We start from the raw sequence: 24,423 nt of genomic DNA, 5'->3' as shown, positions 1-24,423 counted from the left end.
GAATTCCATGGAGATTTTACAAATAGATGGAAGTTTGTCACTCAAACGGACGGTAGATGGCGGAACCGAAGAGCAGAGAAAAGCGGTACAGAGCATTATCGCAGAGGTACGTGCTTCAGGTGACCAGGCGCTCAGGACTTTTACAAAAAAGTTTGATCAAGTGGCGCTCGATGATTTTATGGTGACAGACGATGAAATTTCAGAAGCCTATAAATCGGTCAGCAGCCAGCTCGTGGACATTATAAAAGAGGCAGCTGATAATATCCGTAACTATCATGAAAAGCAGCTGCGTCCGTCATGGATGACAACGGAGGAAAATGGAACGATGCTCGGCCAGAAAGTAACGCCGCTCGATTCTGTCGGTGTATATGTGCCGGGCGGGACGGCGGCTTATCCTTCATCGGTGTTAATGAATGTCATCCCGGCAAAAACCGCGGGTGTTCAGCGAATCGTGATGGTGTCACCACCAGGGCAGGATGGAAAGCTTCCGGCAGGCGTACTCGTTGCCGCGGATATTGCCGGGGTAAAAGAAATCTATAAAATCGGCGGAGCACAGGCGATTGCAGCACTCGCATACGGCACTGAAACGATCAAGCCGGTCGATAAAATCACAGGTCCAGGAAACATCTATGTCGCCCTGGCAAAACGTGAGGTGTTCGGCGACGTCGCAATAGATATGATTGCTGGACCAAGCGAGATTGGTATCCTCGCCGACGACACCGCCCGAGCCAACGAAATTGCAGCAGACCTGCTTTCCCAGGCAGAGCATGACCCGCGGGCATGTGCCGTTTTAGTGACAACATCCCGTACTCTTGCAGAAGATGTTCAAAATGAAGTGTACAAACAGCTTTCACAATTGCCTAGAAAGGAAATCGCTGCACAGGCAATCGAAAACTTTGGAGCGATTTATGTTGCAGCAGATATGGATGAAGCAGTCAGTGCCATCAACCAGCTGGCACCGGAGCACCTCGAAATCGTCACGGAGAATCCGATGGAGCTTCTCGGTAAAATCAAGCATGCCGGCGCGATTTTCCTGGGAAGATATAGCTCGGAGCCTGTAGGTGATTATTTTGCCGGACCGAACCATGTCCTGCCAACAAACGGCACAGCTCGCTTTTCAAGTCCTTTGAGTGTCGAAGATTTTCAAAAGAAATCGAGCATTATCCTTTACAGCGAGAAAGCGATGGTTGACAACGGATCAAAGATTGCAGAGTTCGCCAGGCTAGAAGGTTTGGAAGCCCATGCAAGGGCCGTCGAAGCAAGACTTAAATCGTAATGAAAGTAGATGGAGGGAACGCTGATGGAACGCATAGCAACGGTGAATCGATATACAAATGAAACAAAAATAGATTTGGATTTCAGCATCGATGGTGAAGGGAAAACGAAACTTGATACAGGAGTGCCCTTTCTTTCCCATATGCTTGATTTATTCGCAAAGCATGGCCAATTCGATTTGAAAGTGGATGCCAAGGGTGATGTGGAGGTAGATGGCCACCATACAACCGAGGATATTGGCATCTGTATCGGACAAGCGCTCCGCGAAGCACTAGGCGATAAAAAAGGCATCAAACGATATGGCAACGCCTTTGTTCCAATGGATGAAGCCCTGGCGCAGGTGGTCATCGACCTCAGCAACCGCCCGCACCTCGAGATGCGCGCAGAATTCCCAGCTCAGCAGGTCGGCACTTTTGATGTCGAGCTGGTACATGAATTCCTGTGGAAGCTGGCGCTTGAAGCAAGAATGAACCTGCATGTTATCGTCCATTACGGTAAAAACACTCACCACATGATTGAAGCGGTGTTCAAAGCCCTTGGCCGCGCGCTTGATGAAGCAACGACCATCGACCCGCGGGTAAAAGGAGTGCCTTCATCGAAGGGGATGCTGTAACAACGCAGTTCCCCCAGGAGAAAAAACGAACTCGCTAATAGGAAGGAAGTTATCTCATGATTGGCATCGTCGATTACGGCATGGGCAATCTGTTCAGCGTCAGCAAAGCGCTTGAACGGCTGGATGCGCCATATTTCATATCACAACATAAAGGCAATTTAATGGAAGCAGATGCACTGCTCGTCCCTGGCGTCGGATCATTCCGTGATGCAATGGATATATTGGACCGAACTGGACTGACCCAAATGATTCGTGATTTTGCCGCAACTGGCAAGCCCGTGCTCGGAATCTGCCTCGGCATGCAGCTGTTGTTTGAAGAAAGCACGGAAAATGGGCTGACAAAGGGTTTGAGCCTGCTTCCTGGTAAAGTGGAACGTTTTTCAGGTGAGACAGCAGTCGGGGAAAACTATAAGGTTCCGCATATGGGCTGGAACAAGCTCCGTTTTATCGGGGATTCTCCATTGTTAGCCTCTCTTGAAGAAGGTTATGTTTACTTTGTCCATTCTTATTATATAAAAACGAAAAATCCTGACGTCCTGGTGGCGGTCGGCGATTATTATGATGTTGAAGTGCCGGCCATCGTTGGCAGGGAAAATATCTTCGGGATGCAATTCCATCCGGAAAAAAGCAGTGATATGGGAATGGCGCTGCTCCGCAATTTTGCGAACCTTGCAACAGAAAGGAAGACAGACTCATGAAATTCACAATCTACCCGGCGATCGACATGCGCGGCGGAAAATGTGTAAGACTGCTGCAAGGCGATTATGACAAAGAAACGGTTTATGGAGATTCTCCTTTTGAAATGGCGAAGAAATTCGCAGATGAAGGGGCAAAATGGATTCATATGGTCGACCTTGATGGCGCAAGGGATGGCAAGCGTGTGAACGATCAATTCGTCATCCAGGCAGCAAAAGAGCTGGGCGTGAACGTCCAAATAGGCGGCGGCATTCGGAGTGAAGATGATATTAACCACTATCTTGAAAATGGCGTCAGTCGTGTCATCATCGGCAGCATTGCCGTGTCAAATCCTGAATTCGCTGAGGAGATGGTCAGGAAGTATGGAGCAAAAATTGCCATCGGCCTAGATGCGAAAAATGGCTTCGTCGCGACACATGGCTGGCTGAATACTTCAGAGGTAAGTGCTGTGGACCTTGGCAAAAGATTTGCAGACGCCGGAGCAGAGACCTTCATTTTTACCGATATCGCCACGGACGGTACGTTAGCCGGACCGAATCTGGAGGCAACCCGCCAGCTTGCTATGGAGACAGGCAAAAGTGTCATCGCTTCCGGAGGGGTCAGCTCGCTTGACGATTTAGGTGCGCTTCGGCAGCTAAGGGCAGATGGCGTCAGCGGCGCGATCGTCGGCAAAGCGATTTATGAAGGGCGCTTTTCGGTAAAATCTGCGCTTGAATTGGGGGAGTCCTGATGCTGAGCAAACGGATCATACCCTGCCTTGATGTGAAAGAAGGCCGCGTCGTAAAAGGAGTGCAATTTGTGCAGCTCCGCGATGCCGGCGACCCTGTGGAACTGGCTCGATTTTACGATGAGCAAGGAGCCGATGAACTTGTTTTCCTTGATATATCTGCTTCCGTTGAAGGGAGGAAGACGATGGTCGAGGTGGTCCGGGAAGTCGCTTCAGAGCTGGCCATCCCGTTCACCGTCGGCGGCGGCATCAACACACTTGATGATATGAAAAAGATGCTTCGTTCTGGGGCTGACAAAGTGTCCTTGAACACCGCAGCTGTCAAAAATCCGAAACTAATCTCAGAAGGCTCTGATTTCTTCGGAGCCCAGTGCATTGTCGTCGCCATCGATGCGAAATACGACCCAGAGCTCGGCTCATGGCGAGTGTATACTCATGGCGGCCGGACACCGACAGAGTGGGAAGTGATTGACTGGGCAAAAGAAGCTGTCCGCCTTGGAGCAGGGGAAATCCTGCTGACAAGCATGGACAGTGATGGCGAAAAGAAAGGCTTTGACCTCGCATTGACTAGAGCCGTGAGTGAAGCGGTGACTGTTCCGGTGATTGCCTCTGGCGGTGCAGGAAACGCCGACCATTTCGTTGACGCTTTTACCGAAGGAAAAGCCGATGCCGCACTGGCTGCATCAATCTTTCACTATCGCGAAACCTCTGTAAAAGAAGTAAAATCCCATCTCCGCGAAAAAGGAGTGACCGTACGATGAATCTAGATGAATTGAAGTTTGATGCCAATGGCCTGATACCCGCAGTCGTCCAGGATGAAACGACACGTGAAGTCCTGACTGTTGCCTATATGAATGAAGAATCTCTCAGGAAGTCGCTCGAAACACGAGAAACCTGGTTTTACAGCCGTTCCCGCCAGGAGCTTTGGCATAAAGGCGCAACGAGCGGTAACACCCAGAAAATCGTCGAGATGAGATATGACTGTGACGGAGATTCCCTTGTAGTGCTAGTCGACCCCGCCGGACCGGCATGCCACACAGGAGCAGTCAGCTGTTTTTCGGAAAATCTGTTGGAGCGTTCTGTTGAGCGTGATTCAGCGGAACTCTCAGATAGCAGGATGGATCCCTCCGCCGACCAACTTGCTTCACTAAGCAATTCAGAAAGCTCGCTGAATCGAACTGCGGACCAATTTGCTTCCCTGAGCGATTTCGCCGTCATGCTCCAGCTGGAAAAAACGATCTCCAAGCGCGAACAGGAAATGCCAGAAGGCGCCTACACTACCTATCTATTTGAAAAAGGTGTCGACAAGATTTTGAAAAAAGTCGGCGAAGAAGCATCGGAAGTCATCATTGCCGCCAAAAACCGTGACCCAGAAGAACTGAAATGGGAAGCCGCCGACCTGCTTTACCATCTGATGGTCCTGCTGCAGGAACAAAAGCTGCCGCTGAAAGAGGTACTGGCAGTATTGAATAAAAGAAAAAAGCCCAGCGCAGAAGAATAGATTGCGCTGGGTTTTACTTAATCAAAGAAGTTTTTTCCCGGAGAGTAGGTCCGTCCTTTATTCGTGCCGAGAGAGGTCAAATCCACAAGCTAAGAGTCGTTTTGCGGTTGAGGTAGATTCTAGTTTCATATAATCACGAAATTGCTTGTTAGTAATAGAAGGGCCGTAAAGAAGGAAATAATCCCTCAATGCCTGTAAGTGGGCGGCCGCAGCTTTATGTCCACAGCCTTGGCAAGTCCATTTCCCCTGATGGTAATCCATACCGAATGCCTCGCATGCAGGACACTGAACACCCTTAGCCATATTATCAAATGGAAGGTTCATCGACTTTGGGTCTGGAACCAATGGCACATGTGCCTTTACTAATTGTTTGGAGATTTTTTTCATTTCAGTTTTGGATAAGAGTGACTGGGGATGCTTTCTGTAAAATGGCGGGATTTTGAAAGTGACATTTGCAGACCTGAAGACTCTATAACTGACTTCCTTGTCATTGGTTGGATTTTTAATGAGGGCCTGCGTATTGCTTATGGCAACAAGGTATTCAATCGGCGGAGGCGTCAAATGGTGCTTTTCTAGAAATGCTCGTAATTGAGATGCCTGTATTTTAGTCTGGAGGATCGGGTCGGGAAAAACTTCTTCTATTTCATTTTGTATCCGTATCAATTGATTGAATTCTGGAAGGAAAATAAGTGTACCTGCTAAATTTTTGGAATCGATGATGAGGAGAAAGTGTGGGGTAATGATGAGGGTGTCGATTTGGAAGTGAGTACTGTTAATCGGAATCCTGAAATCGTGCAAAATCACCATATTAGAGTGATCAATTTGCTCTAAAAAGTAATCCAGCGTCTTTTCTCCTTTATAACCTGCACGTTTCCGATAAAGTTTCTTTTCGAAATCTGCTTTTTTGAAGTCATCAGGAGGAAAACGCCTTACTATCGCTTCTAAAATCATGATTTCTTTAGGATATTCTCTTTTTTTTTCAATCAAATTCTATCACTCCTTAATATTGGTACTGTAATATTCGATGGCATCACTGAAAATACCTTCTTATAACATATAGATTAACGACTAGTGAATTATATCGACCACATTTTGGAATATATCAGCGGATTTTTGATTTTATCGACCACATTTGGCAATATATCAGCGGATTTTTAATTATATCGACCACTTTTCGCAATATATCGACCAACTCCCCGAAATCGCCCTCTCCAATTACAAATTCAAATCCACACCTTCTCGAACACTCTGTCCGTATGTTATACTACATTAGTTAAAGTTGCTTCGATAAAACACTGTATGTGTGTTCTTATACAATTCAAAGGTTCAAAGGATATGGATTTACTAAAATACAAATGGAGGATCATATGGGAAAAGACTCTAAAGCAATGAAGCAAAAAGGCCAATTGCTGTCATTCGTTCCGACTGGTGAGTATTATTTCACCAAAGGGGTCAAGGCTTTTCACAGGCGGGACCTTAAAAAGGCTGAGAAGTATTTCCGGCGTGCGATGCATCTTGAGCCTGGCGAGCCGATGATCGTTTGCCAGCTGGCGATTGTGCTGTCGGAGATGGGTGAATACCAGCAGTCTAACCGCCTATTGCACTTGGTCCTCGAAGAACTCGATGAAAACATGGCAGAGTGCCATTATTTCTTAGCGAATAACTATGCTCACCTGGGATTGTTCCGCGATGCGTTCAGGCATGCCAATCTTTATTTGGAATTGAATGAAGACGGTGAGTTTGCCGAGGATGCGAACGACCTGCTTGATCTTCTGACGATGGAAGCGGAAGAAATGGATGAGGATTATTATGAAGAGGATGACCTGATCGTCAAGCAGGAGGAAGCGCGCAATCATTTGGAATCGGGAGAGTTTCCGAAGGCGATTGAGATCTTCCAGGAGGTCATCGAGGAGTATCCGGAATACTGGTCAGCTTACAATAATCTGGCGCTGGCGTATTTTTACCTCGGCGAGACGACGAAGGCGCGTGACATCCTGAATGATGTGCTTGAGCGGAACCCAGGCAACCTGCATGCATTGTGCAATGCCCTTGTGTTTGCGCATTATCAGGGACAGGAGAAGGAAGGCCAGGACCTTAAGAATTCCCTGGAAAAAATCCACCCGATCCACGTTGAACATCAGTTCAAGCTTGGCGCTACATTTGCGCTTGTCGGCGAGTACGAGCTGGCATACCGCTGGCTGAAGAAGTTGCAAAAAACCGGTTTTGAAGGTGACGGTGCATTCTATTACTGGTTGGCGCATGCTTCCTATTTTACCGGCAGGGAAAATACAGCAGTATCAGCCTGGAAAAAGGTGCTCGAGTTCAGTCCTGAAAAAGAGGGAATGGAGCCTTGGGCTGACAAACCGGATGTAAAGTTCGAAACGCAGGTTTCAGCAATCCTTAACCAGCTGAACAGCGATTATCCGGAGGAACGGCTTTTTGCGCTATTCCTTACATCGCTATCCGCTAAAAAGAAGGAGATTCTCTCGGCGGAGACATCAACGGATAAAATGACCGAAATGGAAAAATCATACCTTGCGTATGTGAGTTCCGGTAAACTGAACAGTAAGGAAGAAGAAGTGAAGGGCGCGCATGAAACGGCGAAGCTCCTTTATGACCACCACCAGCCGATCGGTAAAAATGAAGCGGGTGTCTACATCATGTGGTTCTCGGTTTTTGAGCAGGCAGCTGAAGCTGGCTATGACTTCAAGAACCAAAAGGCTTGGGCCGCAGCGGTTGATTATCTGTGGGATAAACTAAGAGACATCAAGACCTCAAAAGCAGCAGTCGCAAAGAAATACGGATTGTCCGTATCAACTCTGACCAAATATATAAATTTGGCAAACGAGTTTCTTCACGAGGAAGACAGCATTTAATTTTAAAGCTAACCCATCTATCTAATAGAAGGGTTAGCTTTTTTTATGTAAAAAGTGTCATTGCCCGATATGGCAATGACACTGCATTCTGAGTTATGTTTATTAGCCTAGGAAACGATGGTAAAGTGTTTTTGCTTCGGAAATGTCTTTGATTCCATGGACGAACACCCTTCCATCCTTGAAAACAACCAATCTCGCTGAATCGACTGGAAAAGACAGCAGAAACGGATTGCGCTGCGTCTTGATTCCTTGTGCGGCCAGCGTCCTCTCCAAATGGTCGAGATTCCTTACCTGATTGGCCCCTGGCCTGATTTGGACCGTGTCCCTTCCGCAGAGGACGGCAGCCTTTGTCTGGTTGTCATAAGAGAGGAACGGGTATGTTTGGTCTTCCCCGCACGAAGGGCAGGATGCCTTTTTCAGGGAAGAGACGTTGATTGTTCGATACTGATTGTTCCATACATCGAATGAGACAAGTTTATTTCGCAGAGAATCGAAGTCACCTGTCAGGATTTTGAGCGCTTCCGCTGATTGGTGCGCGACAACCATCTGAATGGCAGGCTGGATCACACCGGCTGTATCACAGGTGGCTCCTCCCAATGGAATTGTCTCCAATAAACAGTTGAGGCATGGGGTCGTCCCGGGCAGAATCGTGAAGCTCAAGCCATAGCTCCCGACACAGCCTCCATAAATCCAGGGAATCTTATACTTTTGCGATATATCATTGATCAACAGGCGGATATCAAAGTTATCCGTCGCATCGATGATTAAATCCACACCATCGGTCAATTGTTCCAGCTCCTGGACGCCGACATCCACTACATGGGGGATGATTTCAACATCCGAATTAATGGCCCTTAGCCTTCTGGCTGATGCCACTGCTTTTGGCATTCTATCCAGTGCATCTTCTTCACAATAAAGCTGCTGCCGTTGAAGGTTGCTCCATTCCACATAATCCCTGTCGGCAATTGTCAGTTTGCCAATTCCTGCCCTGGTGAGGAGTTCGGCGTTTGCCGCGCCTAGAGCGCCTGCGCCGATCATTAAGACATGCTTGCTCCGAAGTCTTTCCTGGCCTTCTTTGCCGATTGGCGCAAATAATTCCTGGCGGGAGTACCTGCTGGTCAACTAAAGATCATCCCTTCAGCAGGGCTGCTGGCGGAAGCGTAATGCTTTTTCGGCATTCTTCCGGCCTCGAAACCAAATCTGCCCGCTTCTACTGCTAGCTTCATAGCTTTAGCCATTTTTACCGGATCATTCGCTGAAGAGACGGCAGTATTCAGCAAGACACCATCCGCTCCGAGTTCCATGGAAGCAGCAGCATCTGCCGGACTGCCAATCCCGGCGTCGACAATCACCGGTACGGTTGCCTGCTCAATGATGAATTTCAGATAAAGAGGGTTGATGATTCCCTGTCCAGAGCCGATTGGCGAGGCGCAAGGCATGACGGCATGGCAGCCGAGCTCCTGCAGCTTCCTTGCCAGAACAACATCGTCTGACGTGTAAGGCAGAACGATGAATCCTTCATTTAATAGAATTTCTGAAGCTCTTAGTGTCTCGACCGGGTCAGGGAGGAGGGTTTTGTCACAGCCGATGACTTCAACCTTCACCATATCACAGAGACCCGAGGCCTTGGAAAGTCTCGCAATCCGGACAGCTTCCTCTGCGGTCTTAGCTCCTGCTGTGTTTGGAAGGAGCTTGTATTTCTTTAAATCTAGCTGTTCGAGAAAATTGGGCTGGTTTGCCTCGAAGATATTCATGCGCCGAACAGCAAAAGTAAGCACCTCTGTGCCGGATTCCTCTACAGCTTTCCTTTGGATATCAAAGTCTGGGTATTTCCCGGTCCCGAGCAATAAACGGGAGTTGAATTCGTATGGTCCAATTTTTAGCATGATCATCCGCCTCCTACAAAATGTACAATTTCAATTCGGTCACCATCGGACAGCCTGGTATCCTGATGGGCACTTTTTTCTAAAATAGCTTCATTTAATTCGACGATTAAAACTTTTTCTTCAAGCTGAAAATAGTTTAATAGTTCTGAAGCAGTTTTAATTTGGCTGGGAATGTTCATCCTTTCCCCGTTTATAATCAGCTCCATGACTAATTCTCCTTTCATGCTCTTACGCTCTCAGTAATCCGTGACAGCCGGAAGGGTCCAGAATCCTTCGTTTTCCCATCCAGCAAATCCGCCATCAGTTCCCCGGTTGCAGGGGACAACAAAATCCCATTCCGAAAATGCCCGGCTGCAATAAATAAATTACGGCATGATGGATGCTCCCCCAAAAAAGGCAAGCCGTCTTCGGAAAGGGGCCGAATCCCGGTCCACGCCCGCTCCATTTCGGAATCGGCAATGCCGGGCACAAGGAGCTTTGCTTTTTCCATAAGGGTGGAGATTCCATCTACTGTGACTCTTTCATCAAAGGTATTCGGCTTTACTGTTGCACCGACAATAAGCCTCCCGGATTTCTTTGGGACGATATAGCATCCATGAGAAAAAATAGTTCCCTTGATGAGCGGCTTATCTGTAAGCACGGAAAAGCACTCTCCTTTTACAGGAGAAATTGGCAGGGAAAGACCGGTTTTCTCTGTTAAAAAGGGGCTCCATGCGCCTGTTGCGACCACGACTGAATCTGCATAAACAGGACCATGGTCGGTTTTTACGCCCAATATTTTTTCATTCTCAATGATCAAATCATTAACACTCGTAAACTCGTAAAACTCTACGCCGTTCACCATCGCTGCTTTTGCGAAGGCAATGGTCAACTCACGCGCATCCACCTGGCCGTCTTCCGGGATGAACATGGCTCCAAGCAGGCTGCTTGAAACATTTGGCTCCCATTCCATTAATTCTTCAATGGCCAGCCATTCTGCTTTCTCACCAGATCTTGTCTGAAACTCTATTAATGCTTTTAAGTCAAAGGCTTCCTTTTCGGTTGCAGCCACCCTGTACATGCCTTTATTCTGTAAGCCGACATGGACACCCGAAAGCTCTTCAAGCTCTCTTGCCAATACAGGGAACATGGCTCGGCTTTTTCTGGCGAATTGGAATAAGGGCCCATCATCGGTAAGCTCTGTTTGAGCTCCCAAAATCCCGGCTGCTGCGCCGGATGCTTTGCCAGCCAGCCGTCCTTTTTCTATGACGGCGACACTTCGTCCTCGTTTTGATAATTGATAGGCAATCGAACTGCCATTGATGCCGCCGCCAATTATGATGGCATCATAAGTCTTTTTCATGCAGAGTACCTCCTTGCTTGATTTTTTGTGAATAGCACCAAGCGGCATGAACGGGATCATTGGATTGAAGGATTCCTGACATCACAGCTGCTCCGTCTGCCCCGGCCGATATTGCCGACTCGACGTTTCTAGGCTTAATGCCGCCAATGACAATAACGGGAATATCCACAATTTCTTTTATCGCTGTCAGTTCGTGAAGGCCTTTCCCCGGCAGGCCCTCTTTTGACTGAGTCTCAAAAATATGGCCATAAAGAAGAAAGTCTGCACCTTCTCTTACTGCCTCAAGGGCATCACTGTATGAATGAACGGAACAGCCAGCCCTGATTCCCGGGAATTGTTGTTTGACAAGGGCGATTGGAAGGCTATGATAGGCGAGCTGGACGCAGGTGTTATATGACCAGGCGACATCGGCTCGATCATTGACAACGATTTTTTCGGAAGGTATTCCTTTATTAAGAAGCATTTCGACTCCCGCGGCGATTTCCTTTGCAGTGAGCTTTTTTTCACGCAAATGAAATCTGTCAATGAATGGGTTGATTTTCCCGGCAATGTCGGCAAATGCTTTTAATGTGAGCTTTCCGTCTGATATGACATGCAGTTGTTTTTTCATTATTCACCTTTCTCAAGGCCAGCATTGGTGTTCATGGAACCTGCAGCATTCGGAGGCTGGCTTGTTTTTTTAGTAATTAAAGCAGCATGACGGGAAACTTATCATGGTGTCATAATGACCGGACATCGACTGCAGGGAAAAGCGGATAATGTCCGGAAATGTAAAAGACAAGCGACAGAATTATGGCGAAGTAAGCTATGAAAAGCAGGTCGTACCTGGAAAAGCCTATTTCATAGTAATAGGTGCGCTTTCTGCTTTGTGTGAACCGTTTTGATTCCATTGCCACCGCGATTCTGTATGCGCGGCGTATGCTTTGGGAAAGCAGGGGAATGGAATAGCCTTTGATGGATGATAAAATTCCTCCAACCGTATAGGTATTCTGGATTCCTCTGACCGTCCTTGCATATCTGATGGTGGCTACCTCTTCAATCATGATTGGGATCAACCGGATGCCTGCCATGAAGCTGTATGCATATTTTGGGTTCAGCTTCAGCTGCTGCATCAAGGAGTAGAACAGCAGGACCGGACTGGTCGTCAGCGCGAAGGTGAGTCCAAGCATCGCATAGACGAGTGCCCTGAAACCCAGGTGTATTCCCCTAAAAAGACTTTCCTGTGTGATATGGATCAAGCCCCATTTAAATAGGGTCAATTCTCCCTTCCCGAACAAGATCATCGACGAAGAAGTCGATAGGAAAATCAGCAGAAATGGAATAGAGAAAAGCAGAATCCGCTTAAAAGGATGACCTGTAAAAAAGAGAAACAATAGTGCAGGTCCCAAAGTGAAGAGGATCATCACGTTCAGGTTATGGATGAACAGGACAGCAAAAAACAGGCATGCGACTCCCAATAGTTTCACGCTGGGGTTGATTTTATGAAGCCAGGTCACTTTATTGTCAAATTGAATATGCATGGCTGGCCTCCGCTGAAATTGCCATTTCTTCTTCTATCTTTTTGTTATTAACCATCACTTCACCGTCAATGACATCCCATACCTTTGTGGCAAAGTGCTCGATTATGTGCTTATCATGGGTGGCCATGATAATGATGTGCCCGCTTTTTCGGTAACTTTCTAAAAGTTCAAGCAGGGCAAATGTATTTTTTGAATCCTGGCCAAAAGTCGGTTCATCAAGAAGAAGGATGGCAGGATTCTGGGCAAGAGCTGTCGCAACGCTAAGGCGGCGCTTTTGACCCATCGATAACTGGTACGGATGAAGAATTTTTTGGTCTGAGAGATTGAACAGCATCAACAGCTCGGTAACCTTTTTCTCAATGGTTTCTTGTTCATCATGTTTTTGCCGGAAAGTTAACGCGAGCTCCTCAAAAACTGTATTCGCAACGAATTGAAGTTCAGGATTTTGAAAAACAAAACCAGCCTCGCTCGAAATGTCCTTATTCCGCCGAATATTCCGTCCGTTTACTTGATAGGTCCCGTCCGTTTTCAGCAGTTGGATGAGCGACAAAAGCAATGTACTTTTGCCGGCTCCGTTTTTGCCAGCTACCGCAATCCAGTCGCCAGACTTCGCTTCAGCATGCTTGATCTTGATTTTGGTTTCTTTATGCCGGAAACTTATAAAGTTTTTTAAAAATACTTCCTTCTTAAGTTGGAAATCTGGCTTGCTTGAAATGGATGAAGGTGCTCTGTACTGATCCCATACTCCCGGGAACCAGATTCCATTTTTAAGGAATTCATTTCTGCAGGAAATAAAAACGGACTCGGGGTTGCCATCGGCAATAATGGTTCCTGCTGCATCAAACACAATGATCCGGTCAATAAAGTCGATAACGTGTTCAATCTTATGCTCTACGATGATCACTGTCTTATCAGTGGATATGGTTTTTACCGTTTCCCAGATCATCTTTGTCCCTTCTGGATCGAGCATCGCGGTAGGCTCGTCAAAGAACAGGACCTCTGGATCAAGGGCAAGAACAGATGCAATGGCCAACCGCTGTTTCATACCCCCGGAAAAGGTATTGATCCTGGAATGGTGGTCCTTAAGATCAAGACCTACAAGCGACAAAAGTTCGTCAATCCTTTTGGGCATTTGTTTTCTGGGAACATTCATGTTTTCCAATACAAAAGCAATTTCCTCATCCGCATATGGCATACAAAACTGGGTGTCTGGATCCTGGAAGACAAACCCCCAGGATTCAGGATGAATACTGCTTTCGAATTTAATCGGCACATCAACGGAATTTGGGATCAGCCCCGAAAGTGCCTGTAACAGAGTCGACTTGCCACATCCTGAAGGACCAAGCAGGAGCACTTTTTCTCCTTTTTCAAATGATATGGATAGGTCCTTGAAGAGAAGGTCTTTCGTGCCAGGAAACTTCAATCTCAGCTTCTTAAATGAAGATATTATTGGCATCCAATCACCCCTGTTTATTGGTTCAATGAATCGAAGTCATCTTGAGAAGCTGGTCTAAGGATATTTGCAACTCCTGTCCGCTCCAGCGCTTTTGCAATCCCCAGTGCCAGCAGGCCGGAGAACAGAATGGACCCTGCAGTCCTCATGGCAATTAATAATGCGAGGTTCCACGCGGCCAGGTCTTCGATATACCCTTTGTAAAAGTCCATCATCAATGAGCCTGCGCATGCTGCAATACTGGCAAGGCTGACAACAATCACTCCAGAACGTTTATAGCCAAAAGCCATCAAAACCAACTCCGCAAACAATCCCTGGACAAAGCCGTAGATCAATACCTCAAGTCCAAATTCAGAACCCATCAGGAATTCCCCGGATGAAGCGGCTACCTCGGCAAGAAGAGCAACGCCAGGTTTTCGGATAACCAGAAAAGCGACTATTGCAGCGATGAACCACATTCCATAGATGAATTGATCTAGATGGAGCCCTAGCGGCTTGAGCGCGTAGTACAGTGGCCCCCAAATTTTATAGATAATCCCGAACGCAATTGAAATCACGACAGTAACTAAAATATCTGTCAGTTTTAATCCTTTTGACATTTTTCATCTCCCCTTCTGATCTCCAGCTTACTGGACGATTGTTTTTTCGTTGTTTACCGACCAGCCTTCAAGTGTCCAGGCCATTTCCCAGAACCTAAGCTCGTAATGGCTGCTGTAGATAAAATGCTGCTTCATTCTTTCTCTTTCTTTATCGGAAGCACTTTCGGCAATGGCATCAAGGAGGGTGAGCTGCTCGTTTACAAGCTCGCTGAACCAATCGCTTCCATACGCAGCGATCCATTCCTGGTAAATAGGAGTTGCAGGCGATGCATGCTTCAGCTGTTCTCCAATTTCGTAATAAATCCAGTAGCAGGGAAGGATGGCGGCAATGATTTCCCCAAGGCTGCCGGAAGCAGCTACACGGTAAAGATGGGAGGTATACGCATAGGCTGTAGGCGCTGGTCTGAAGTTTTCAAGTTCTTCCTTAGTGACACCGAGCTGACCTATGAATTGTTCATGCAAGCCAAGCTCAGCCTGGTATGTACCCTGCGCATGGGCCGCCATTTTTGCTGTAGTTGATAATTCCTCGGCTCTTGAGGCGGCAATGGCCTGGATGCGCGCAAAATGTGAAAGGTAATAAGAATCCTGCAAGACATAATAACGGAAGTTTTCAAGCGGTAAAGTTCCCTTTGCGATTCCTTGCACGAATGGATGGTCCAAGTTTGCTTCCCAAATTTCCCTTGCTTCTTGACGGATCAACTGTGTAAAAGTAGACATAACAACCTCCTGATAAGTAATTTTTCAACATCCTTATGGTGAAGAATGCTGTTTTTTCCAATAAAAAAGCCACTTTCTGCAGGCAGAAAGTGGCTGTATTGGCAGCAAGATAAAAGCATGATGCTCCAGATACTCCACTTCCCTACGCTGGTATGATCCAGATCAGGTTCAAAGGGTCTTAAAGTTTCACTTTAATCTCAGCCTTAACGAAAGGCTCCCCTAGCGGTAAAACAATTCTATTATTAATCTTATTTTCTGTAAATTATCATATCATCCTTCACAAAATTGTCAATATTGAAGCTGGCATCAAAATTCACAAATAAGCTCTTGCATAACAAGAAGGGATGATTCGTTGGATTTTTGGGTTGAAGTTTGTACTATTTAGCAATAAGACGGGATTTATGAATTTTGTATACATTAAAGGGTATAAGAATAAGTGTATGTCAATTCCGTGAACTTAAGCATATTTTTGGACTATGATACAGTTGTTTTATAGGATATGTTTAGGCAGGAAATACTAATTATGGTATGAAACCGAAATTTAACGGATTATGATATTCAAAGGAGTTGTACACCATGTCAGAAGAGAAAATTTATGACGTCATTATCATCGGAGCTGGACCAGCTGGGATGACGGCAGCTGTTTATACATCACGTGCGAACTTGTCTACATTGATGCTAGAGCGCGGGGTGCCAGGCGGACAAATGGCCAATACAGAAGAAGTGGAAAACTACCCGGGATTTGACCACATTCTTGGACCTGAGCTATCGACTAAAATGTTCGACCACGCGAAAAAGTTCGGTGCGGAATATGCTTACGGCGATGTAAAAGAAGTCATCGACGGCAAAGAATATAAAACAATCAAGGCTGGCAACAAGGAATACAAAGCGCGCTCCATCATCATCTCTGCAGGAGCGGAGTACAAAAAGCTTGGCGTTCCTGGCGAGCAGGAGTTAGGCGGCCGCGGTGTATCTTACTGTGCGGTTTGTGATGGCGCATTTTTCAAAAATAAAGAACTTGTTGTGGTCGGCGGCGGAGACTCAGCGGTAGAAGAAGGCGTGTACTTGACTCGCTTCGCTTCAAAAGTGACAATCGTTCACCGCCGTGACGAGCTTCGTGCCCAAAAAATCCTTCAGGACCGTGCATTTGCCAATGACAAAATTGATTTTATTTGGAATCATACAGTCAAGCAGATCAACGATAAAGATGGCAAGGTCGGCAGCGTGACCCTTGTTTCAACACAGGACGGCGCTGAGCAGGAATTCGTGGCAGATGGCGTATTCATCTACATCGGAATGGTTCCTTTGACAAAGCCGTTCGAAAGCCTCGGCATCACGAACAGCAATGGCTATATCGAAACGAACGAGCGTATGGAAACGAAAGTGCCTGGCATCTTCGCAGCTGGCGACATCCGTGAAAAAACGCTACGCCAGATCGTTACAGCTACAGGCGATGGCAGTATCGCGGCGCAAAACGCACAGCACTATGTAGAAGAATTGGTTGAAGAATTGAAAGCAAACGCATAATATAGACGCCAAGCCCGCTGGATCACATCAGCGGGTTTTTTTCAAGCTTATGGTAAAAACAGCATGTCTCGGCATAAATTAACAAAACGTAATTATTTATTAATTCTACTGTAACAGTAGTGAAACAATCATGGGGTATTATAGGAATAGAAATTGACCCCCTTTTAAAAATATAATCCTTTGACGGCACAGGTTATCCTGTGCTCTTTTTTTTGCAAAAAAGTGAAACAGGCTTTTTCAAAGGATTATAACACCATATCCATGCTAAAATTCTTATTCAATGTTCCTCATCATTCTTTAACAAAAATATCATCTTTGTATTCATTGTGGCGAAAAACTAAAAATAGTATAATGGAAAGAATAAAAGTTCGGCTATCTTACATGATTGTTTTTTCGTAAAAGCTGATTTTGGATGTTGTTTGGACTCTGAAACAGCTTGGATCATGAAAACGTTAACGTGCCTATTGCACGCACATATAAAGAGGTGGATTGGATGCAGCGAGTGACGAATTGTGTTTTAGTAAAAGATGAAAAAATTTTACTGCTGCAAAAGCCGCGCCGAAATTGGTGGGTGGCTCCAGGCGGAAAAATGGAACCAGGAGAAACCGTGAAGGATTCGTGTGTCAGGGAATTCCGTGAAGAAACAGGGATCTATCTTCGCAATCCTCAAATCAAAGGGATTTTTACATTTGTCATCAAGGAAGATGATCAAGTCGTATCGGAATGGATGATGTTCACGTTTTACGCTACTGAGGCAGATGGAATCAACCTGGATGAATGTGAGGAAGGAACCCTTGAATGGCATGGGTTTGATGACATCAAAGACCTGCCAATGGCAGCGGGAGACCATCACATATTGGAATACATGGTCCATGGACAAGGAATTATCTATGGCACCTTTACTTATACACCGGATTTTGAGCTGATCAACTACAGGCTCGATCCAAACTGATCATATAATAATTTGCAGGGGGAAAGAGAAATGAGTACCGGTTCAAGCACTGATACCCAGCTCGTCATTATAACAGGTATGTCTGGCGCAGGTAAGACCGTCGCGATCCAGAGTTTTGAAGACCTAGGATTCTTCTGCGTCGACAATCTGCCGCCGACATTGCTCCCGAAATTCCTGGAGTTAATGAAGGAATCTGGCACAAAAATGAACAAAGTGGCGCTTGTCATGGATTTGCGAGGACGTGAATTTTTTGACTCTTTATTCAAAGCGCTTGATGATTTGGCGGAAACTTCATGGGTGACACCGCAAGTATTGTTCCTTGATGCGGAGGATTCCACACTAGTACGCCGCTATAAAGAAACAAGGCGTTCACATCCGTTAGCTCCATCAGGACTGCCGCTTGAAGGCATCCAGCTTGAGCGCGAGCTTTTGGAAGAGCTGAAGGGAAGGGCGCAGCTTATTTATAAAACAACGGGCATGAAGCCGAAGGATCTCCGCGAAAAAATTCTTGAAGAGTTTTCCGTGAATAAAAAGACAATTTTCACCGTGAATGTCATGTCTTTTGGTTTCAAGCACGGAATACCGATTGATGCCGACCTGGTTTTTGACGTCCGCTTTTTGCCGAATCCGCATTATATAGAGCATATGCGTCCGAAAACTGGTCTTGATGAAGACGTGTCGACATATGTTTTAAAATGGAATGAGACGTCCAAGTTCCTGGAAAAAGTGACGGATCTGCTTAGTTTCATGCTTCCACACTATAAGCGGGAAGGAAAGGCGCAACTAATCATCGCCATTGGCTGCACAGGCGGACAGCATCGTTCCGTTGCATTGGCTGAACATATCGCCAAGTTTTTCGAAAAAGACTATCATACCCGTGTGACTCACCGTGATATCGATAAAAGGCAGGGACTTCTAAAATGATGAATGATGGTTTGCCGAGAATCGTCATCATCGGGGGTGGAACCGGACTCCCTGTCCTGCTGCGCGGATTGAAAAAGCACCCTGTCGATATTACGGCGATTGTCACAGTCGCAGATGATGGCGGCAGCTCCGGCCGATTGCGGGAGGATATGCATATTCCTCCGCCCGGTGATATCCGGAATGTCCTGGCAGCACTATCAGATGTGGAGCCGCTGATTGAAGAGATGTTCCAGCATCGGTTCAATACAGCCAATGAATTGTCTGGCCACTCGCTCGGAAACCTGATCCTTGCTGCGATGACATCAATCACCGGAAACTTTGTGCATGCGATTCAGGAAATGAGCAAGGTTTTGAATGTCCGCGGAAAAGTACTGCCGGCAGCAAACAGGAGTGTCATGCTGAATGCAGTGATGGAGGATGACAGCATTGTCAGGGGCGAGTCCAAGATTCCTTACTCTGGAAAAAGGATCAAAAGGGTCTTCCTGAATCCGGAAGGCGTAAAGCCTTTGCCTGAAACGCTCCAGGCCATCAGGGAAGCTGACTTGATTGTGATCGGTCCTGGCAGTTTGTATACGAGTATTCTGCCGAACTTGCTCGTAAAGAGGCTTGGCAAGGAAGTGTGCAAAGCGACAGCGCGCAAGGTGTATATCTGCAATCTGATGACACAGGCAGGTGAGACGCATGATTTTGCCGCCAGTGATCATATCAAGGCGATCTATGACCATATGGACTGTGCTTTTATTGATACGATTCTTGTGAACAGCGAGACCATCCCGCCGGATGTCGAGCTGCGCTATAAAGAGGAGTTAGCACAGCCTGTCCATTTTGACCTTGACCGGCTGACGGCACTTGGAATTGAAGTCGTCCAGGATGAAATCGCAGAACTCGACGGCAATGTCATCAGGCATGATACAAAAAAAGTTTCAGAAATTTTATATTCTATGATAATAGATGAAACCAAAAAGAGATATAACGCGTAAATATAGGATGCAAGCGTTTGTCTCTCTTTTGGGGTAGGTGCACTGGTATTCTTCAGGCGCCTAAGAGAAAAAGACAAAATCAGCTGCTGTGCTTAAGCCGGCGCTATATAACCAGGGGGGTGAGAAGGTGTCGTTCGCTTCGGAAACAAAAAAGGAACTCACGAATATCGACGTGAAGGGCTGCTGCGCTGACGCGGAACTGTCCGCTTTAATCCGGATGAATGGTTCCCTTTCCTTCTCAAATCGCAAACTCATCGTAGACATACAGACGGAAAATGCCGCGATTGCCAGACGCATCTATACCTTGATCAAAAAAAGTTATCAGGTTCAGGTCGAGCTGCTGGTGCGTAAAAAAATGCGGCTGAAAAAGAATAATGTTTATATTGTCCGCCTTAAGGAATCAGCCAGGGAAATTCTGGAGGATTTAAAGATTTTAGGAGAAGGCTTTGAAATAATCCACGAAATTTCGCCGGAACTCGTGAAAAAGAAATGTTGTAAGCGTTCTTATTTAAGAGGCGCATTTCTCGCAGGAGGCTCTGTGAACAATCCGGAGACATCTTCCTATCATTTGGAGATTGCCTCCATGTACCAGGAGCATAATGACTCATTATGTGAACTGATGAATACATTCGGCCTGAACAGCAAAACGCTTGAGCGCAAAAAAGGGTTCATCACCTATTTGAAGGAAGCAGAAAAAATCACAGAGTTTCTGAACATCGTTGGCGCCCATAATGCACTGCTGCGATTTGAGGATATCCGGATTGTCCGCGATATGAGAAACTCAGTTAATCGTCTCGTGAATTGTGAAACAGCTAACTTGAATAAAACGATTGGTGCTGCATTAAGACAGGTGGAAAATATCCGCTACATACGGGATACCGTCGGCCTGCAAATTTTGCCGGATAAACTGAGGGAAATCGCTCAGCTCCGTGTTGACTACCAGGATGTAACCCTTAAAGAGTTGGGTGAAATGGTCAGCGGTGGATCAATCAGCAAATCAGGAATCAATCACCGGCTGCGAAAGATCGATGAAATAGCCGATAAACTGCGTGCCGGGCAAATTACAAATAAATAGAGGGCTAGAGGAGGAAAAAGCAATGGTTGAAAAACAGGTGGAAGTGAAGTTGAAAACGGGTTTACAGGCGCGTCCTGCGGCATTGTTCGTGCAGGAAGCAAACAGGTTCTCATCCGATATTTTTCTCGAGAAAGACGGTAAAAAAGTGAACGCGAAAAGCATCATGGGATTGATGAGCTTAGCTGTAAGCGCTGGCGCATCCGTGAATCTGATCGCTGAAGGCAATGATGAAGAAGAGGCAGTGGAGAAGCTTGCTGAATACATCCAAAAGGAAAACTAAAAATAAACCCTAAAAAACTCGCTTCCTATTTAAAGGAAGCGAGTTTTTGATTGAGCTTACTTGTCTTTCTTTTCCTCTAGTACGTTGCGAGTGATAATCTGGTCAACCAGACCATATTCCTTCGCGCGCTCAGCAGTCATGAAGTTGTCGCGGTCCGTATCTTTCGCGATGACTTCAAGCGGCTGGCCAGTGCGCTCGGAAAGAATCGTATTCAGCTTTTCGCGAAGGAAAAGGATGCGCTTCGCAGCGATTTCAATTTCTGTCGCCTGTCCCTGAGCACCGCCAAGTGGCTGGTGGATCATGACTTCTGCATTTGGCAGGGCGTAACGCTTGCCTTTCGTACCAGCAGCAAGAAGGAATGCACCCATTGAAGCAGCCATACCGATACAGATTGTCTGTACATCCGGCTTGATGAACTGCATTGTATCGTAGATTGCCATGCCGGCAGTAATGCTGCCGCCCGGGCTATTGATGTAGATAGAAATGTCCTTTTCCGGATTCTCAGCTTCCAGGAAAAGCAGCTGGGCTACGATGGAATTGGCAACATTGTCATCAATTCCGCTTCCAAGCATAATGATGCGATCCTTCAAAAGGCGGGAATAAATATCATATGCCCTTTCGCCCCGATTCGTTTGTTCAATAACTGTAGGAATCAAGTTCATGTTTGTTTTCCTCCTTTAACGTAAGATCATTTCACTGCATTTACTAAAGGCATAACAGTCTTTATAATAAAAGCAGGGTACTGCCCTAAAAAGGCAGATTGCAGGCTGGCATAAACTGGTTCGCTTGCCAGAACACCTATGTAGTTTAATGATACACGCATGGTCAATAAAGGTCAAACGAATCGCTTGTAAAGCCTGCATAAACTGTTCGACAATAATGTATATTCCAATTTGCTGTACCGTATCCATCTTACCCAAGATTGTTATTTTTAAACAAATAGCAGTCCTGAGCTTCCAAAAAAACCTGCTTGCAAAGGGACTGAACATATCCTATAATAGGTAAGCGTAACGCCAACTATTAACATGCCCTCGTGGTGCAACGGATAGCACGTAAGATTCCGGTTCTTGAGATGTGGGTTCGATTCCTGCCGAGGGCGTAGAATAAGTATTTAAGTGGCTTTTGAGAGTGATCAGATAAAACTGTCCAAGTTTTGTCTGGTCTCCTCGAAAGCCTTTTTTATTTTCTTTTCCCCTAAAATTAGGGATACGGTGCAATTATTGAGGATGAAGGTGCAATTCTGGACTGCTTTGGTGCAATTATCGTGTTAGATAGCGCAATTCTAGCCGCTGAAGGTGCAATTATTGCGGCTCTATTAGAGAAAAATATTCGCAGTTACTTTTTCACAGGTAATACCTTGCTCATTTCAGGGCATTTCCTGTGAGTTTGATAAGTTAATAGACAAGTATTCAATTGGATGAGCGAAATAGTAATTGAAAACAGAGCGCTTATATTGCCAATGCCAAATTCTTTCCATACACCAAACCCTGTTTATCATGTAAAATGAGTGCAGGGGTGATTGAGATGGATTTAAAGGCTGGTTTATGGCAAAAGCAGACATTAAAATTGGCGATGACTCAGGAACTGACCCAGGCGATTGCGCTTTTGCAATACTCTGCGCAGGAGCTGGCAGCGTTTCTTGAAGCTAAATCAATGGAAAATCCCCTGATGCAAGTGGACTTTAAAAACATCTCCAATTTTGATGCCAGTATGGACCGTACGCGAAAAACAAGAAAGAAAACGTTTGAACGGGACCAGAAGAACTTGATCGAACAGATTGGCGCGGGTACGAGTGATACCCTCGAAGACTATCTCCTATCTCAATTAAATATGTTAAAAGTAACACCTGAAGAAAAATTGATTTTACATGAATTGATTGAAAACATAGATGAAAACGGTTACTTGAATTTGCGAAGAGAAGACCTCGTCAGAAGGTTTTCTGTTGATGAAGAAATTGTCGATTGCGCTTTCTTTAAGCTTCAGGCCCTTGAACCGGCAGGCATCGGTGCGAATGATCTCAAGGAATGCCTGCTGCTTCAATTGACAAGGCAAAAGCGCACACCTGAAAATGAACTGGCAAGAACTATCATGCGTGACCATTTCCTGCTTTTTGCCGAGAAAAAGTGGAAAGCATTGGCGAAGATGCTGAATATCGATGTGAGGGAAATCCAAAAGGTCCATGATGATATCCAGCAGCTGAACCCTAAACCTGGGGCAGCGTTCCAGCGCGAGAAGCCTGCCTACATTGTCCCGGATGTGGTCGTCAAACGGGAAGGGAATGAACTCTCGGTTAGTGTGTTCGATGCACTGATTCCTAAAATTTCTTTTAATGAAGGATATTTTCAGCAGCTGTCTGGACACAAGGATCCGGAAGTCAATAAATTCCTGCAGGAAAAGCAGGGGGACTACCAGTGGATTCATCGCAGCCTTGAGCAAAGGAAGGAAACTCTGCTGAAGGTATCGATGAAAATCATTGAAAAACAAAAGGAATTCTTTTTGATCGGGCCAGAACATCTGAAACCGATGACGATGAGAGAAGTGGCCGACGAACTCGAAATCCACGAGTCGACAGTCAGCCGAACTGTCCGCGAAAAATACATGCAGACTCCGACCGGCACTCATGAATTGAAATCCTTTTTTACAAGCGCGATCGCGACCACAGAGAACGACCAGGCTTCTTCCCAAAAAGTAAAAGCGGCCATCGAAAGGTTCATAAAAGAAGAAGATAAAAAGAAACCTATATCCGACCAAAAACTAGTACAAATGCTCGAAGACGAAGAAGGCATGGTCGTCTCAAGAAGAACCGTCGCCAAATACCGCGACCAGCTCGGCATACCATCGTCCTCCAAGCGGAAGAGATTTGATTAGTACACTGATGTTCAAGTGTTTAAATTAAATATTTACTTTAAGTTGATGGTTTTAACACAAAACATTATTAATAAGTTGAATGGAACGGAAGGTGCGAGACTCCTTCGGGATCAGCGGGCTAGGTGAGACCCCGCAGGCGCTTCAGCACTGAGGAGGCTCACCGCACGCCCCGAGGAAAGCGAAGCATCCTGGAGTGGAAATCAACTTATTAGCAAAATATTGATATTCAAATCACTTTAAGGAGCCCAAAATGCAAAAAACAGTCAAACTATATTCCCGACCACGCTGCCATTTGTGTGAAACAGCGCGTGAGATCCTCGAAGACTTACAAACAAAATGGAATATTACAATAGAAGAAATCAATATCGACCTCGATGATGAGCTCGTCGAAAAGTACGGAATCATGATTCCAGTCATCGAATTGGACGGCGAAGAGCTGCAATACGGAATTATTAACAAAAAGTTCATAAATGAAGCGTTTTCACGAAAAAACATTGAGTTTATAAGTTGATTAAGGGTTTCACTCCTGTTAGAATGAGTTTTGTAGCAGGGGTGATTTTTTTTACCGCGAGTGGGACATAATATGTCTTAGCGGGACACTTTAAGTCCAAC

Annotated in this window: 26 protein-coding genes, 1 tRNA gene and 1 riboswitch; of the genes, 16 read left to right on the top strand and 11 right to left on the bottom strand. The window is 45.9% G+C overall.

All coding sequences use genetic code 11. From position 1 onward, the window contains the following. Window positions 1–7: 7 nt before the first annotated feature. From hisD to hisIE, 6 genes are read left to right on the top strand one after another with little or no spacing between them, the layout of a single operon-like run. Window positions 8–1,276, top strand: coding sequence for a histidinol dehydrogenase (gene hisD, locus LGO15_RS21420; RefSeq protein WP_167833136.1), 1,269 nt, complete (start codon window positions 8–10; stop codon window positions 1,274–1,276). A 24-nt stretch (window positions 1,277–1,300) separates the two neighbouring features. Beyond that, the gene (hisB, locus tag LGO15_RS21415) at window positions 1,301–1,888 is read left to right on the top strand and encodes an imidazoleglycerol-phosphate dehydratase HisB (protein ID WP_226085851.1); all 588 of its coding nucleotides are present in this window, start codon (window positions 1,301–1,303) and stop codon (window positions 1,886–1,888) included. Window positions 1,889–1,944: 56 nt separating this feature from the next. Then, window positions 1,945–2,586 carry an imidazole glycerol phosphate synthase subunit HisH gene (gene hisH / locus LGO15_RS21410; protein WP_226085850.1) on the top strand — a complete coding sequence of 214 codons (642 nt, stop codon included), beginning with the start codon at window positions 1,945–1,947 and terminating at the stop codon, window positions 2,584–2,586. Further along, on the top strand, window positions 2,583–3,314 hold the full coding sequence (hisA, locus tag LGO15_RS21405) for a 1-(5-phosphoribosyl)-5-[(5-phosphoribosylamino)methylideneamino]imidazole-4-carboxamide isomerase (RefSeq protein WP_226085849.1): 732 nt from the start codon (window positions 2,583–2,585) through the stop codon (window positions 3,312–3,314). The genes hisH and hisA overlap by 4 nt, the downstream gene beginning before the upstream one ends. Beyond that, window positions 3,314–4,072, top strand: coding sequence for an imidazole glycerol phosphate synthase subunit HisF (hisF, locus tag LGO15_RS21400; protein WP_226085848.1), 759 nt, complete (start codon window positions 3,314–3,316; stop codon window positions 4,070–4,072). Before hisA ends, hisF begins: the two co-directional genes overlap by 1 nt. Continuing rightward, a complete protein-coding gene (hisIE, locus tag LGO15_RS21395) occupies window positions 4,069–4,812 on the top strand; it encodes a bifunctional phosphoribosyl-AMP cyclohydrolase/phosphoribosyl-ATP diphosphatase HisIE (protein ID WP_226085847.1) in 744 nt (247 codons plus the stop codon). The genes hisF and hisIE overlap by 4 nt, the downstream gene beginning before the upstream one ends. 57 nt (window positions 4,813–4,869) lie before the next feature. Here hisIE and LGO15_RS21390 read toward each other — a convergent pair whose 3' ends face one another. After that, the gene (locus tag LGO15_RS21390; protein WP_226085846.1) at window positions 4,870–5,799 is read right to left on the bottom strand and encodes a nuclease-related domain-containing protein; all 930 of its coding nucleotides are present in this window, start codon (window positions 5,797–5,799) and stop codon (window positions 4,870–4,872) included. 380 nt (window positions 5,800–6,179) lie between these two features. On the opposite strand from LGO15_RS21390, the gene LGO15_RS21385 reads away from it, so the two are divergent. Continuing rightward, complete coding sequence (locus LGO15_RS21385; protein ID WP_167833129.1) at window positions 6,180–7,688, top strand: tetratricopeptide repeat protein; 1,509 nt, start codon at window positions 6,180–6,182, stop codon at window positions 7,686–7,688. Between the two features lie 102 nt (window positions 7,689–7,790). On the opposite strand, the gene LGO15_RS21380 is transcribed toward LGO15_RS21385, so the two are convergent. The 9 genes from LGO15_RS21380 to tenA all read right to left on the bottom strand — a co-directional run bounded on the left by LGO15_RS21380 (window position 7,791) and on the right by tenA (window position 15,205). Next, window positions 7,791–8,810, bottom strand: a complete 1,020-nt coding sequence (locus LGO15_RS21380; protein ID WP_226085845.1) for a MoeB/ThiF family adenylyltransferase — start codon at window positions 8,808–8,810, stop codon at window positions 7,791–7,793. After that, window positions 8,807–9,574 carry a thiazole synthase gene (locus LGO15_RS21375; protein ID WP_226085844.1) on the bottom strand — a complete coding sequence of 256 codons (768 nt, stop codon included), beginning with the start codon at window positions 9,572–9,574 and terminating at the stop codon, window positions 8,807–8,809. Before LGO15_RS21375 ends, LGO15_RS21380 begins: the two co-directional genes overlap by 4 nt. Before the next feature lie 2 nt (window positions 9,575–9,576). Further along, window positions 9,577–9,780 (bottom strand): sulfur carrier protein ThiS, encoded by a 204-nt coding sequence (thiS, locus tag LGO15_RS21370; RefSeq protein ID WP_226085843.1) that lies wholly within the window; start codon window positions 9,778–9,780, stop codon window positions 9,577–9,579. A gap of 14 nt (window positions 9,781–9,794) precedes the next feature. Beyond that, window positions 9,795–10,916 carry a glycine oxidase ThiO gene (gene thiO / locus LGO15_RS21365; RefSeq protein ID WP_226085842.1) on the bottom strand — a complete coding sequence of 374 codons (1,122 nt, stop codon included), beginning with the start codon at window positions 10,914–10,916 and terminating at the stop codon, window positions 9,795–9,797. Continuing rightward, window positions 10,900–11,526, bottom strand: coding sequence for a thiamine phosphate synthase (locus LGO15_RS21360; RefSeq protein ID WP_226085841.1), 627 nt, complete (start codon window positions 11,524–11,526; stop codon window positions 10,900–10,902). The genes thiO and LGO15_RS21360 overlap by 17 nt, the downstream gene beginning before the upstream one ends. Before the next feature lie 109 nt (window positions 11,527–11,635). After that, window positions 11,636–12,436 (bottom strand): energy-coupling factor transporter transmembrane component T family protein, encoded by an 801-nt coding sequence (locus LGO15_RS21355; RefSeq protein ID WP_226085840.1) that lies wholly within the window; start codon window positions 12,434–12,436, stop codon window positions 11,636–11,638. Beyond that, window positions 12,420–13,892, bottom strand: coding sequence for an ABC transporter ATP-binding protein (locus LGO15_RS21350; RefSeq protein ID WP_226085839.1), 1,473 nt, complete (start codon window positions 13,890–13,892; stop codon window positions 12,420–12,422). Before LGO15_RS21350 ends, LGO15_RS21355 begins: the two co-directional genes overlap by 17 nt. A gap of 14 nt (window positions 13,893–13,906) precedes the next feature. After that, window positions 13,907–14,488, bottom strand: coding sequence for an ECF transporter S component (locus LGO15_RS21345; RefSeq protein ID WP_226085838.1), 582 nt, complete (start codon window positions 14,486–14,488; stop codon window positions 13,907–13,909). Between the two features lie 27 nt (window positions 14,489–14,515). After that, on the bottom strand, window positions 14,516–15,205 hold the full coding sequence (tenA, locus tag LGO15_RS21340) for a thiaminase II (protein ID WP_226085837.1): 690 nt from the start codon (window positions 15,203–15,205) through the stop codon (window positions 14,516–14,518). A 122-nt stretch (window positions 15,206–15,327) separates the two neighbouring features. Beyond that, window positions 15,328–15,436: riboswitch (TPP riboswitch) on the bottom strand. A 345-nt stretch (window positions 15,437–15,781) separates the two neighbouring features. On the opposite strand from tenA, the gene trxB reads away from it, so the two are divergent. The 6 genes from trxB (at window position 15,782) to LGO15_RS21310 (ending at window position 20,943) form a co-directional block, all read left to right on the top strand. Next, window positions 15,782–16,732, top strand: a complete 951-nt coding sequence (trxB, locus tag LGO15_RS21335; protein ID WP_226085836.1) for a thioredoxin-disulfide reductase — start codon at window positions 15,782–15,784, stop codon at window positions 16,730–16,732. Window positions 16,733–17,225: 493 nt separating this feature from the next. Next, on the top strand, window positions 17,226–17,684 hold the full coding sequence (locus tag LGO15_RS21330; RefSeq protein WP_167833118.1) for an NUDIX hydrolase: 459 nt from the start codon (window positions 17,226–17,228) through the stop codon (window positions 17,682–17,684). A 30-nt stretch (window positions 17,685–17,714) separates the two neighbouring features. Next, window positions 17,715–18,608, top strand: a complete 894-nt coding sequence (gene rapZ, locus LGO15_RS21325; RefSeq protein ID WP_167833117.1) for an RNase adapter RapZ — start codon at window positions 17,715–17,717, stop codon at window positions 18,606–18,608. Continuing rightward, window positions 18,605–19,588 carry a gluconeogenesis factor YvcK family protein gene (locus LGO15_RS21320; RefSeq protein WP_226085835.1) on the top strand — a complete coding sequence of 328 codons (984 nt, stop codon included), beginning with the start codon at window positions 18,605–18,607 and terminating at the stop codon, window positions 19,586–19,588. Before rapZ ends, LGO15_RS21320 begins: the two co-directional genes overlap by 4 nt. Before the next feature lie 127 nt (window positions 19,589–19,715). Next, window positions 19,716–20,663: a DNA-binding protein WhiA gene (whiA, locus tag LGO15_RS21315; RefSeq protein WP_226085834.1), complete on the top strand. Its 948-nt coding sequence runs from the start codon at window positions 19,716–19,718 to the stop codon at window positions 20,661–20,663. A gap of 22 nt (window positions 20,664–20,685) precedes the next feature. Continuing rightward, entirely contained in the window at window positions 20,686–20,943 is a 258-nt protein-coding gene (locus LGO15_RS21310; RefSeq protein ID WP_041967465.1) for an HPr family phosphocarrier protein, read from the top strand. A 56-nt stretch (window positions 20,944–20,999) separates the two neighbouring features. Here LGO15_RS21310 and clpP read toward each other — a convergent pair whose 3' ends face one another. Next, entirely contained in the window at window positions 21,000–21,605 is a 606-nt protein-coding gene (gene clpP, locus LGO15_RS21305) for an ATP-dependent Clp endopeptidase proteolytic subunit ClpP (RefSeq protein ID WP_167833114.1), read from the bottom strand. Window positions 21,606–21,970: 365 nt separating this feature from the next. Here clpP and LGO15_RS21300 point away from each other — a divergent pair. The 3 genes from LGO15_RS21300 to LGO15_RS21290 all read left to right on the top strand — a co-directional run bounded on the left by LGO15_RS21300 (window position 21,971) and on the right by LGO15_RS21290 (window position 24,322). After that, a tRNA-Arg gene (locus LGO15_RS21300) sits at window positions 21,971–22,042 on the top strand. A gap of 425 nt (window positions 22,043–22,467) precedes the next feature. Next, complete coding sequence (rpoN, locus tag LGO15_RS21295; RefSeq protein WP_226085833.1) at window positions 22,468–23,811, top strand: RNA polymerase factor sigma-54; 1,344 nt, start codon at window positions 22,468–22,470, stop codon at window positions 23,809–23,811. A gap of 250 nt (window positions 23,812–24,061) precedes the next feature. Then, on the top strand, window positions 24,062–24,322 hold the full coding sequence (locus LGO15_RS21290; RefSeq protein WP_167833112.1) for a glutaredoxin family protein: 261 nt from the start codon (window positions 24,062–24,064) through the stop codon (window positions 24,320–24,322). The last annotated feature ends 101 nt before the right edge of the window (window positions 24,323–24,423 follow it).

The sequence above is a fragment of the Mesobacillus sp. S13 genome (assembly GCF_020422885.1).
Classification (GTDB): Bacteria; Bacillota; Bacilli; order Bacillales; family Cytobacillaceae; genus Mesobacillus; species Mesobacillus selenatarsenatis_A.
This window is presented reverse-complemented; position numbering and strand designations above follow the sequence as displayed.